Origin of the sequence: Chryseobacterium lathyri, assembly GCF_030812195.1 — a bacterium.
Taxonomy (GTDB): Bacteria; Bacteroidota; Bacteroidia; order Flavobacteriales; family Weeksellaceae; genus Chryseobacterium; species Chryseobacterium lathyri_A.
The window spans coordinates 1,471,592-1,483,453 of sequence record NZ_JAUSSF010000001.1 but is presented as its reverse complement, the minus strand read 5'-3'; the positions used below and the strand labels follow the sequence as shown (position 1 = coordinate 1,483,453).

The following is an 11,862-nucleotide window of genomic DNA, read 5'->3' as shown; positions in this document are numbered from 1 at the left end:
TTTACTTTACAATAAGTTTTTTCGTTTCCGTACTGCCTCCAAAATTGATTTTTACTAAATAATTTCCTGCAGTAAGATGTGATAAGTTCAGGTCATGCTTGTAAAAGCCTGTCTGGTTGGTCAGTTCAGCAGTGTGTACTTTTTTCCCTGTTAGGTCATAAATCTCGACGCTTCCCTTGTTGTTGGCTTTTTCCTTTACATCAAAAAGTACAGTCACTTTTTTGTCCGCTGTTGTGGGGTTTGGATAGATCCCAAAAGATGCTTTTTTGCTCACTTCCGTTATTCCCAAAGTAGCCGTGATCTTTTTGTATTTAAAATACATATCTCCGGTAGAGGCACCTCCGTTGGTCGTGAAGTACATTCTGTAGTAGTCATTACCTTTTTTCACGTAATACACGACATTATTATAGACGTTTCCGATCCCTTTCCATGAATGGCCGATTGTAGTAATGTTGGAAGAGAAATTAGCATCAGCGGGTGTAGAGAATGTAGCTGTTTCCTGTGTCTCAGGCTGCACTTTTGCTACTTTTACACTAGGTCCCTGGATAGCTCCTGTAAGAGGATACATCATCATATTATTATAGAAAGTGTAATATTTCGTAAACATAAAGTCCCATGCACTTTTAGACGGTTCCATATTGGGAACTTTTGCTCCTGTAGTAAACGAGAAATAGTTGAAATAGGCGTCATCTGATCCGTTAGCAATGGTTCTTGTTTCAGTAGGGCCCCATGCTGTTCCGTTCCATTTGGAATATTTAAAGGTATAGCCGCCAAAAGCATCTTCAATGGCAAATTTCACATACGTATTGGAAGTGGTATATTTTAAAACAAAAATTGCTTTTCCTTCAATGTGATGAGTTAAAGAATTGTAAACACCCCAGCCTGTTGATGGAATATTAGGGTTGGGTGATGTAACAGGTCCCTGCTCGAAAGCCCCCTGGCTAATATCAGTTGTTTGGTCAGGGTTGTATAACGGCTCGCCCCAGCTGGCGATATTACTTATGTTAATATTGTCCCAGTCTGACAGGGTAGTGGATGCTGTATATACTTCAATATTCATAGCATCATTAACTCTTGATCCAAATGCAAAATTTGAGTTTCTGTAAAAAGCTACATCCCAGGTATTTGCTGGCTGGGAAACCATATTGCCGTCGGCCAGGTTAAAAAACACACGATTCTGGTAGGAGGGTCCCATCGTCATATTTGCCTGTGTATACCCTAATGCATCAGTTTGAGCCAGGACAGTCTGCTGAACAGAAAGAGCCAATACTGAAGCCAATAATAGTTTTGTTTTCATAACTGATTTTTAAATTCTTATTTAGAATGATTCCACAAAAGTATATAATTATTTTTAATCATTCTAAATAAAAACATGATTTATGTCGTGTTTCCTGATATTATTTTGAAATAAAACAAAAGAGCCGGCTGGAAATATTTCCGGCCGGCTTTAAAAAGGCATAATACTAGTCTAATAAACCTTATTTTTTGATAAATTTAGATTTTACTACCGAACCTTCAGCAGTTTCTACCAACATATAGTAAGTCCCTGTCTGAAGTCCGCTGATATCAAATTGGTGTCCTTTTAATTTTCCTTCTGCTGCTTTTTGTCCTGCAGCCGAATAAATTTGTACTTTTTTAGGTTCTTGCTTAAAGATGAATTCTAAAGCTGTATTATCTGAACTTACAGCAAAGCGAACTTCCTGTTTGGATTTTACGTGATCTGAAACAGCAAGTGTTGAAGACGAACCATAGATAACATCATCTATCTGTAGCGCAGCATGTTGTACAGACCCAATAAATTTAAAGGCAATATATTGATTGGCAGATGCAGGTACATTAATTGTCACTGTTTGCTCAGTCGCAGAATTTAATGCATACACCGGGCTGATTGAAGTAAAAGCTGCTGTACCTGCAGTAGTGGCTGCAGAGACTAAACCTATTTCCAAAGTTCCGGTTCCTGCCGAACCAGTGGTCATTGAATAAGTAAATTTCAGAGATTTCGTGCCATCGGGAGCGACAATATGAGGTGTGATAAGATAACCGGGAGTGTTTGGAGCCATGAGGGTATAAAACTGTGCATATTTATCTGTGGTTCCGTCGGCATAAATAAAAGGACCCGCTCCCGGAGGAACCACTTTTGACCATCCGTTCTGAGGCCAGGCCGCACCCGTACCTGTTGTAAATCCATCAAAATTTTCATTAAGCGTTGCTACTTGTGCATTCGCTGTAAAAGCCGTAAACATTAATGTTCCTAAAAGTAGTTTTAATTTCATAACGTTATTTTTATTTAGAATTGTTCTACAAAAATAAGTATTTATTTTTAACTATTCTAAATAAAGCATTATATTTGCCAAAATTTTTGCTTTATGAAGAAGAAAGTGCTTTCCGTTCTATCATTATCCATTGCCTTTTGGATAAATGCACAAGAAAAAGATTCTCTTAATAAAAATAAAATAGAGGAAGTTGTTATTACAGGGCAGTACACACAGCAGTCCATCAATAAATCAATATATAAAGTTGAAGTTATAGATGCCCAGCAGATAAAGAATATGGCAGCAACGAATGTTGCAGATGTTTTAAATCAAAGCCTTAATATCCAGATTACCCCGGACACCCGATCGGGAAACTCTACGGCCAATATGATGGGTCTTGATGGCAATTATGTAAAAGTACTGATAGATAATATCCCCGTAGTAGGTGATACAGGATTGGGAAGCAATATTGACCTTACCAAACTTTCATTGAATAATGTAGAAAGGATAGAGATTGTAAAGGGAAGCATGGGGGTAGAATACGGTAATGGAGCAGTGGCAGGAGTCATTAATATCATTACCAAAAAAAGCAATACAAAAAAAGTAAACGTAAGAGCTTCCCTGCAGGAAGAAACCGTAAGGGATAATTACGACCTGAAGAAAAAAGGAAACGGAAGGCATATTCAGAATCTTAATGTAGACTATAATATTGATAATAACTGGTTTGCCAACATTAGTTTTAATCACAACCAGTTTATGGGGTATGAAGGGGAGAGTAAGGGCTATAAATATTTTGAAAGGGACAATCAGAGAGGCTTTGAATGGAACCCGAAAGACCAGTACGATGCCTCTGCATTAATACGGTATTCAAAAAATAAAACTTCTTTCTACTACAAACTGTCTTATCTGTACGAAAAATTCAATTTCTACAATCCGGAGGTTAACAGGATTCCTCTGAACGATGGAATGGGTGGCGCACTTTATGAAAGTATAGACCGGGAATATAACACCAAACGATGGGGCCATCAGTTTAATATTCAGACCAATATTGGGAATATCCGGTATATGGGAGATTTTTCTTACCAGAACCAGGACAGAAAATACAAGGATTACAATTATGATATTCCAAACAGAACTGTCAGAATCAGCAGGGAAGACAGATCATATTATAAGACAGATGTGATCTATTCAAGAGGAATGTTCAGTAATTTTCTCAATAATAAAACGTTCGATTTTCAGCTTGGCTACGAATTGGATTATACGAATGGATATGCAGCCCTTATTGCCGGAGATTTCTTTGGTGAAGCGGTGAAGAGAAAAATCTTTACTTATTCCAACTTCCTTTCTGCAGAATGGAATATCTCAGACCGATTTTCAGTAAGACCAGGTGCAAGACTATCCGTAAGTGAAAATTTTGATAATCAATTTAATTACTCCCTTTCGGCAAGATATAAAACTTCTGAAAATTCCAATTTAAGAGCTGTAGCTGGTACTGCAAATCGTTTTCCTACCTATGATGAGCTTTATACCTATTTCGTCAATATCAATCATGATGTACAAGGGAATCCTGATCTGAACCCTGAAAAAGGTTTTTCAGCAGGCGCTTTCTGGGATCAGAACTTTATGGCAAATGACTGGAAAATTGGATACAGCATTAACGCATTATATTTGGATGTACGGGACAGAATAGAAATGGTACTTGTGAAAGATCCCTCTACCTACAAGTATATGAATATGGACAAGTACAGAAATATGCTGTTCTCTGCCAATGTAGACTTTAAAAAAGAGCAGCTGGCATTATCCTTAAGAGGTTCTGTAAGCGGAACTTCAGTTGCCCTGAACGGACTCTATCATACATCCCCTACAGACTATCAGTACCTTGTTCAGGCAGGAGCATCGGCTAATTATAAATTAAAAAATACCAAAACCGCTTTTGCTCTTTACTATAAATATACAGGTCCGGGAAGAAATTATGTGCTGGAAACTGAAGCAACCGGTTTCAGACTTGGAAAAACAGATGACTTTCATATGATGGACTTTATCGTAAGCCAGCCGTTCTGGAAAGATCACATGGAACTTTCTGTGGGAGTGAAAAATATATTTGATGTAACGACTATTAACACAACCGCTACTGCTGGGACTGCGCATACCGGAGCTGCAGACCGTCTTAATCTGTATTACGGAAGAAGCTATTTCGCGAGATTAATCTATCAATTCTAAACAAAAAGCTACCCTTATGAACTATTTAAAAATATTTGCACTTTTTTCAGCTATCGCTTTACATTCATGTGTTTCAGCTGATGAAGATCCCGTTCCGGCACCACCTATTACCGGATCTGTAGTAGAAGTAAAAGTAGGAGGCGCTACCGAACCGAACCAGGTTTGGATAGATTTAAGTGATTATGAAAAACCTTCTGTCAATAAAAGGACAGATTGGGATCTTGGTTTCTATACCGGAGATGGATTTCATGTAGTAATCAACAGTTCCCTTGCCATGACAGTAGCAAAAATCCCCAATAAAACGGATATCAAAGCGGTCACTGAAACAGATGTTGCAGCCCTTAAAGGAAGTATAATGGTTGGTACATTTGATCCTGCGAATATGCAGTATATTGATCATCCGAACGGTAATTTCCTTACCCAGACTTCAGGAATCGAGCCTATCAAAGAAAATGATGCGGAAAACCCTGTGTATCTGTTAAACCTTGGAAGAGATATTCCGTCTTCTGATAATATCGGGCCAGGTTCAGTTAGCTTATCAGGTACTGCCAGAGGCTGGAAGAAAATTCAGATTTTCAGAGCATTAAACGGATATAAAATACGTTACGCTGATGTAGGAAATACAACAAGTTATAGTGAATATTTCGTACCAAAAGATACAGACTACAATTTCACTTTTTTCAGTTTTAATGTTGGAGCACCGGTAAAAATTCAGCCGAAGAAAAAAAGTTGGGATCTTGGCTTTACAACGTTTACCAATGAAGTCTTCACAGCACCGGGAGTAAGTGCCGGAAGCTATTTCTTTGCGGATTTTGTGGTGACAAATACCCTTAACGGAGTAGGAGTATACCAGGTAACTGCGGCTGGAAACCTTGATCAGGCTTACAATTCATTCAAATTAGGAGATGTAGATCAGTCAAAATTTGTGTTTAGTGATCAGAGAGCTCTTGGTGATAAATGGAGAACCACTACGGGAACAACAGATAACCCGCAACCCCACGTATACGCAGACCGTTTTTTTGTTGTGAAAGATACTGAAGGCTTTTACTTTAAGCTAAGGTTCAATACCATGAAGAGTGAAGACGGACACCGCGGCACTACCAATTTCGAATTTGACCCTTTATAATAATCAAATAATAGTATATCATGAAAAAATTAATCCTTGCAGCTTCCATTCTGATGGCAGTATATTCATGCAAAAAAGCAGAAGGTGCTAAAAAAGAGAATACAACAGAAACCTCTTCCGAAGCTCCAAAAACCAATAACAAGATCGTTACGCTAAGCGGCGGAATTACAGAAATTGTAAGCGCACTGGGCCACGAGAAGGAAATTGTGGGAACAGATGTTACCAGTACATATCCTTCAACACTAAAAGCTACGGCAAAAGACCTTGGACACGTAAGATCCATGACGATCGAGCCGATTATGGCGGTAAGTCCAACGTTGATTTTAGGTTCAGAAAAAGATATCAACCCTGAATTGATGACGAAGATCAGGTCTTCAGGAATCCAGGCGGAGATTTTCAAGCAGGAATATACCGTAGAAGGGACTAAAAAGCTTATTGCTGACGTAGCTAAAGCAGTAGGAAATACAGATTATCAGAAATTAAATGATAAAATCGATGCTGATCTGAAGCAGATCCAGCCTATTGCTAAAAAACCAAAAGTATTGTTCATCTACGCAAGAGGAAACATGCTGATGGTTGCAGGTAAAAATACACCTATGGCCTCTCTGATCAGTCTTGCTGGCGGAGAAAATGCAGTGAACGATTTTGAAGATTTCAAACCATTAACACCGGAAGCTGTTGTAAAAGCTAACCCTGATATTTTATTCTTCTTTGAAACAGGACTTCAGGGTGCCGGTGGAAACGAAGGAGCTCTTAAAATGCCGGGCGTAGCACAAACCAACGCAGGTAAAAACAAAAAGATCATTGCAATGGACGGAGGATTGGTTTCAGGTTTCGGACCTAGACTGGGAGAAGCAGCAGTAGGATTAAACAAACTTCTAATTGAGAACACAAAGTAAATTATACTTTTATCTGACTATAGGTGCCGTACTGCTTGTTATTATAGCAGTACTGGCGCTTAATACAGGAGTTTATGAATTTGGGGGAACATCAGCCTTCAAAGTTTTATGGCAATATATAAAAGGCGATCCGGGCTTATCTTTAAGTGATAAATATGTGATTTGGGATGTAAGAGCATCCAGAATTATCATGGCCATTCTGATAGGAAGCATGCTTGCCGTTTCAGGGACAAGTTTGCAGGGTTTGTTCAAAAACCCTTTAGCGACAGGGGAAGCAATAGGATTAACTTCCGGAGCAACGTTACTGGCTGCCATTGCCATTGTTTTAGGAGGACATTTCAAACCATATCTTCCTGAAGTAGTCCAGTTTTCACTGGTGGGTATTTCAGCTTTTTTAGGGGCTTTATTGGCCATGATGCTTGTATACAGAATTTCTACAAGCGCCGGGAAAACCAATGTTGTCATGATGCTGTTAAGCGGTGTGGCCATCACATCTATCGGCTTTTCCATTACAGGATTCCTTATTTATATATCAAAAGATGAACAGTTAAGAGATCTTACGTTCTGGAATATGGGAAGTCTGGCCGCTGCTACCTGGACAAAGAATATTGTTCTGGCTGTAGTGATCGTTATTTCTTACTCAATTTTGCTTCCAAAAGGAAAAGCGCTGAATGCGATGATGTTAGGAGAAAGAGATGCACAGCATTTAGGAATAAACGTTGAAAAACTGAAAAAGCAGATTGTGATCATCACCTCATTAATGGTGGGAACCTGTGTGGCATTTTCAGGAACGATTGGTTTTGTAGGTCTTATCGTACCTTATATTTTAAGACTTTTATTTAAATCAAATTATGTTTTCATTTTACCATTGTCAGCGGTTTTGGGAAGTATTTTACTGTTGATAGCCGATACATTCAGCCGCAGTATTGTGGCACCATCAGAATTGCCGATCGGTATTTTGACCTCCCTGATCGGAGGGCCTATTTTTATCGCTATTTTAATTAAATTTAAAAAATCACTCTAATGATAAAAGCGCATCAGATCAATTACCTTCACAAGGATTTTCATATTCTTGAGGACGTTGATGTTTCTTTAGGTTATGGCGAATTTTTAGCGATTGTAGGACCCAACGGAGCCGGGAAGTCAAGCCTACTCAGTGTTTTGGCTAATGAAATAAAACAGGGAAAGCAGGAAATTTTATTTAAGGAAAAATCCATTTCAGACTGGGAATTGAAAATATTATCTCAGCATAAGTCCAAATTTTCACAGCATAATTCCAATGAGATCCCTCTGGATGTAAAAGATGTGGTCATGATGGGACGCTATCCGTATTTTGATTCGCAGCCCCATAAGGAAGATCTTGAAGCGACCAATAAAATGATGTACGAAACGGATGTTTATCACCTGAAGGACAGAGAATACAATACACTCTCCGGAGGAGAAAAACAGCGGGTCCATCTTTCAAGAGTAATGGCCCAGCTGGAAAATGAGATTGCCCACAAACTGGTATTTCTGGATGAGCCGCTGAATAATTTAGATATAAAACATCAGTACAAAGCTTTAGAGATTATTAAAAATTTCACCAAAAAAGCCAACAGCGCTATTGTTGTACTCCACGATCTGAATCTAGCCGCACAGTTTGCCGACAAAATTTTATTAATGAAATCAGGAAAGGTCTTCGCATACGGATCACCACAGGAAGTATTTACCGCCGAAACGATTAGCCAGGCGTACAATTTTCCGTGCACCATCTGCGGACACCCCATTACAAATAACCCAATGATCATTTTTGGATAACCATGGAAAAAGATGAATTAAAAATCCTTGCACAGAATCTTGCCAATCCACAGGGAGAAAAAGGCATAGAGATCGGTGAGATGATGAACGCTACCAACATCAGCATGACAATGGAAAGCATCAAGACGCTTTTAATAGAAGATGATGAGCATATCCTTGAAATAGGGCACGGCAATGCCGGACACCTTAAAAATATTTTAAGCAGAGCCCGGAATCTGAAATATACAGGAGTAGATATTTCTGAAACCATGTACAATGAAGCCAGAAAACTGAATAAAGGCTTTGAAAGCCAGGCAGATTTTGTACTGTATGAAGGAAAAAAACTTCCCTTTGAAGACAAAATTTTTGACAAGATATTCACAGTCAATACAGTATATTTCTGGGAAAATCCGGTTGACTTTCTCAATGAGATCTATAGAGTTTTAAAGAAGGACGGGACTTTCGTTCTTACGTTCGGACAGAAAAAATTCATGCAGACGCTGCCGTTTACAGAATACAATTTCACCATGTACAGCAACAGTGAAATGGAACAGCTTGTTTCCGGAAGCCACTTCAAAAGAATGAAGATTTCTGAAAAAGAAGAAGATATACAAAGTAAATCAGGAAACGAAACCATTCATAGAATTTATACAGTTTTAACCATAAAAAAATAAAATAATGAGCACATTAGTTAATGATTTAAAGGAAAAATGGGAAGCTCTGAGAGCAGAAAATCCACATATAAGAATAAGAAATGCTGCAGCTCAGCTGAACGTAAGCGAAGCTGAATTATTGGCAACAAGCATAGGGGAAGGAGTAACAGTCCTGAAACCTGAATTTCCTGCCATCCTTACCGAAGCAGAACAGTTAGGTAAAGTAATGGCTCTTACCCGTAATGACGAATGTGTGCACGAACGAAAAGGAATCTACCAGAACGGTGATTTCAGCAGCCCTCATGCACAGCTTTTTGTTGGAGAGGATATTGACCTTAGAATATTCCTTAACCATTGGAAATCTGCATTTGCAGTAGTGGAAGGAGACAAAAAAAGCCTTCAGTTCTTCGGAAAAGACGGTCTTGCCCTTCATAAAATCTATCTTACAAAAAATAGTGATGAAACAGCCTTTGATGCCATTGTAGAAAAATTCAGAGCAGAAGACCAAAGCCAGGCTTTCATTATTGAAGCCGTAGCTCCAAAAGCTCCTGAAAAGGCTGACTCTGAAATTGATGCTGAAGGATTCAAAAAGGCATGGACAGAATTGAAAGATACCCACGATTTCTTTATGATGACAAGAAAATTCGGGGTAAGCAGAACTCAGGCGCTAAGACTGGCTCCGGAAGGATTTGCTAAAAAAATAGATAATTCTAAAGTGGTGAATGTTCTGGAAGACGCTTCAGAAAAGAATATTCCTATCATGGTATTCGTTGGAAACAGAGGAATTATTCAGATCCATACAGGAAACGTGAAGAAAACACTTTGGCACCAGCAGTGGTTCAATGTAATGGACCCGGATTTCAACTTACACCTGGATGTTACGAAAATTGCAGAAGCATGGATCGTTAAGAAACCTACTGAAGATGGTGAAGTAACGGCTATTGAAGTATTCAACAAAGAAGGAGACTTCATCGTTCAGTTCTTCGGAAAAAGAAAGCCTGGAATTCCTGAACTGCAGGAATGGAAAGATCTTGTTGCAGAGTTAGAGAAATAATAATTAGATGATTTTGAACGGACCGTTTTGTTTTTTTAAATTCAAGGCGGTCTTTTTTATGAAACAGATTAAGCATGAAAAATTGTGATATTTGTGAAAAAACATTTGTATTAAAAAAATAGTAAAATGAAAAATATTTTCATCGCCATTTTGCTGGCCGGTTTCTGTTCTATTAGCGGACAGGATTTTAAAGCCTACCAGTTTTATGATAAGAAGGGAAAGGAAGTAAAAACAGAGAAGCTGATTAAAGAGCTGGCTGAATATGATGTTGTTTTCTTTGGAGAGAATCACAATAGTTCCATTAACCACTGGCTTCAGCTAAAAGTGACGGAAGGTTTATTCCAAAAGAAAAACGGACAGATTATTCTTGGGGCAGAAATGTTCGAAAGAGATAATCAGGCTCAGCTGAACAAGTATCTGAGTGGAATTTTTGATGCCAAAACATTAAAAGATTCCGCCAGATTATGGAACAATTATGCAACAGATTACAAACCGTTGGTCGATTTTGCCAAAACTAAAAAGCTGAGCTTTATAGCGACGAATATTCCAAGAAGATATGCTTCTCAAACGGCAAAAGAAGGGCTGGAGTCTCTGAATAAATTAAGCGAAAAAGAGAAAACATACATTGCCCAGCTTCCTATTAAAGTAACGCTGGATACCCCAGGTTATCAGGAAATGAAAGCAATGATGGGCGACCATGCCGAAGGAACTAAGGTCATGAACTTCATTTCGGCCCAGGCCACAAAAGATGCCACCATGGCTGAATCTATCCTGAAAAGCATGCAGGCCGGAAAAACTTTTATCCATTACAACGGAAACTACCACAGTAAGGAATTCGGAGGCATTTACTGGTATATCAAGCAGAAGAATCCTAATCTTAAAATGGCAGTGATCTCTGTTTTTGAATCCGAAGACCCGGAATTGAAAGTACCCTCGAAAGAGTATATCCCAACAGATTTCAATCTGATCATTCCGGCTGATATGACGAAAACGTTTTAACTTTCTTAACGGATTTATAGTGTAAAGAAAGGCTTTGACTCCACTCAGCCTGACAGTTAATACTGCTGTGGATACATTAGTGTTGTCAGGCCGAGCGGAGTCGAAGCTTTTAAATTTCCATATATAATGAATCCTTTTAAATTCAATAGGAACGGGCTTTAGCCCGGTCATTATAAAAATAGCCAAGCAGGGCTTCAGCCCAATTATATGTTGAAACACATTAGCTATCTTTGTATCACAAATAATAAAAAATGAAAAAAATACCTTTTCTGTTCATCTTCTTTATCGGCTTCATTAATGCTCAAAAACTGGCATCAAACGAAATTTCGCTTATTAATCAGGGAGATATTACTACAGCATTACCAATTTACCAGACTACAGATTCTCATCAGCATAAAACTTTATTAAACCTTTCAACAGAAATTGATCCGGTTGATGTCAATACAGCAACTTTGGTGAAAAGAATGAAAGAATCTCTTCTTTCAACAGACGGTGGAGTAGGAATTGCTGCACCTCAGGTCGGAATCAACAGAAAAGTGATCTGGGTACAGCGTTTCGATAAAGAAGGAAATCCTCTGGAATATTTCATCAACCCTGTGATTGTCTGGAGATCTGAATTACAGAATCTGGGTCCGGAAGGAGATTTATCCATTCCTGAATTCAGAGATCAGTTTTACAGAAGTAAAGTAATCCAGTTAGAGTATGTAGATCTGAAAGGGCAGAAATATTCAGAAATTGTTGAAGGTTTTACAGCTGTTATTTTCCAACATGAAATCGACCATCTTTTCGGAATCCTGATTTCGGATAAAAAAGAAAAGGAGAAAAATGATTCTTATCAAAAGGTGGATGCTTTTAAAAAGAGTGATTCAACGACGAGATAATG

Annotated in this window: 11 protein-coding genes; 9 read left to right on the top strand and 2 right to left on the bottom strand. The window is 38.5% G+C overall.

Annotated features, from left to right (window positions below; genetic code table 11):
* Position 1 precedes the first annotated feature (1 nt).
* Positions 2-1,297: a T9SS type A sorting domain-containing protein gene (locus J2T03_RS06690; RefSeq protein ID WP_307210189.1), complete on the bottom strand. Its 1,296-nt coding sequence runs from the start codon at positions 1,295-1,297 to the stop codon at positions 2-4.
* 181 nt (positions 1,298-1,478) lie between these two features.
* Positions 1,479-2,273: a T9SS-dependent choice-of-anchor J family protein gene (locus J2T03_RS06685; protein ID WP_306845577.1), complete on the bottom strand. Its 795-nt coding sequence runs from the start codon at positions 2,271-2,273 to the stop codon at positions 1,479-1,481.
* A 93-nt stretch (positions 2,274-2,366) separates the two neighbouring features.
* Between J2T03_RS06685 and J2T03_RS06680 the strand changes: the two genes are divergently transcribed.
* The 9 genes from J2T03_RS06680 (at position 2,367) to def (ending at position 11,860) form a co-directional block, all read left to right on the top strand.
* Entirely contained in the window at positions 2,367-4,472 is a 2,106-nt protein-coding gene (locus J2T03_RS06680; RefSeq protein ID WP_307210188.1) for a TonB-dependent receptor plug domain-containing protein, read from the top strand.
* 16 nt (positions 4,473-4,488) lie between these two features.
* Complete coding sequence (locus tag J2T03_RS06675; protein ID WP_306845580.1) at positions 4,489-5,598, top strand: HmuY family protein; 1,110 nt, start codon at positions 4,489-4,491, stop codon at positions 5,596-5,598.
* Between the two features lie 20 nt (positions 5,599-5,618).
* The gene (locus J2T03_RS06670) at positions 5,619-6,497 is read left to right on the top strand and encodes a heme/hemin ABC transporter substrate-binding protein (protein WP_306845582.1); all 879 of its coding nucleotides are present in this window, start codon (positions 5,619-5,621) and stop codon (positions 6,495-6,497) included.
* Complete coding sequence (locus tag J2T03_RS06665) at positions 6,481-7,521, top strand: FecCD family ABC transporter permease (protein WP_307210187.1); 1,041 nt, start codon at positions 6,481-6,483, stop codon at positions 7,519-7,521. The genes J2T03_RS06670 and J2T03_RS06665 overlap by 17 nt, the downstream gene beginning before the upstream one ends.
* Positions 7,521-8,294 carry a heme ABC transporter ATP-binding protein gene (locus J2T03_RS06660; RefSeq protein WP_307210185.1) on the top strand — a complete coding sequence of 258 codons (774 nt, stop codon included), beginning with the start codon at positions 7,521-7,523 and terminating at the stop codon, positions 8,292-8,294. Before J2T03_RS06665 ends, J2T03_RS06660 begins: the two co-directional genes overlap by 1 nt.
* 2 nt (positions 8,295-8,296) lie before the next feature.
* The gene (locus J2T03_RS06655) at positions 8,297-8,947 is read left to right on the top strand and encodes a class I SAM-dependent methyltransferase (protein WP_307210183.1); all 651 of its coding nucleotides are present in this window, start codon (positions 8,297-8,299) and stop codon (positions 8,945-8,947) included.
* A 4-nt stretch (positions 8,948-8,951) separates the two neighbouring features.
* Positions 8,952-9,980 carry a hemin-degrading factor gene (locus J2T03_RS06650; RefSeq protein WP_307210181.1) on the top strand — a complete coding sequence of 343 codons (1,029 nt, stop codon included), beginning with the start codon at positions 8,952-8,954 and terminating at the stop codon, positions 9,978-9,980.
* Between the two features lie 126 nt (positions 9,981-10,106).
* Complete coding sequence (locus J2T03_RS06645) at positions 10,107-10,979, top strand: ChaN family lipoprotein (protein WP_307210179.1); 873 nt, start codon at positions 10,107-10,109, stop codon at positions 10,977-10,979.
* Positions 10,980-11,230: 251 nt separating this feature from the next.
* A complete protein-coding gene (gene def / locus J2T03_RS06640) occupies positions 11,231-11,860 on the top strand; it encodes a peptide deformylase (RefSeq protein WP_307210178.1) in 630 nt (209 codons plus the stop codon).
* Positions 11,861-11,862 lie beyond the last annotated feature (2 nt).

Excerpts from the sequence above, each read along its gene's own strand:
- J2T03_RS06690 (WP_307210189.1), bottom strand. The coding sequence starts at position 1,297 with ATGAAAACAAAACTATTATTGGCTTCAGTATTGGCTCTTTCTGTTCAG.
- J2T03_RS06685 (WP_306845577.1), bottom strand. The coding sequence starts at position 2,273 with ATGAAATTAAAACTACTTTTAGGAACATTAATGTTTACGGCTTTTACA.
- J2T03_RS06680 (WP_307210188.1), top strand. The coding sequence starts at position 2,367 with ATGAAGAAGAAAGTGCTTTCCGTTCTATCATTATCCATTGCCTTTTGG.
- J2T03_RS06675 (WP_306845580.1), top strand. The coding sequence starts at position 4,489 with ATGAACTATTTAAAAATATTTGCACTTTTTTCAGCTATCGCTTTACAT.
- J2T03_RS06670 (WP_306845582.1), top strand. The coding sequence starts at position 5,619 with ATGAAAAAATTAATCCTTGCAGCTTCCATTCTGATGGCAGTATATTCA.
- J2T03_RS06660 (WP_307210185.1), top strand. The coding sequence starts at position 7,521 with ATGATAAAAGCGCATCAGATCAATTACCTTCACAAGGATTTTCATATT.
- J2T03_RS06655 (WP_307210183.1), top strand. The coding sequence starts at position 8,297 with ATGGAAAAAGATGAATTAAAAATCCTTGCACAGAATCTTGCCAATCCA.
- J2T03_RS06650 (WP_307210181.1), top strand. The coding sequence starts at position 8,952 with ATGAGCACATTAGTTAATGATTTAAAGGAAAAATGGGAAGCTCTGAGA.
- J2T03_RS06645 (WP_307210179.1), top strand. The coding sequence starts at position 10,107 with ATGAAAAATATTTTCATCGCCATTTTGCTGGCCGGTTTCTGTTCTATT.
- def (WP_307210178.1), top strand. The coding sequence starts at position 11,231 with ATGAAAAAAATACCTTTTCTGTTCATCTTCTTTATCGGCTTCATTAAT.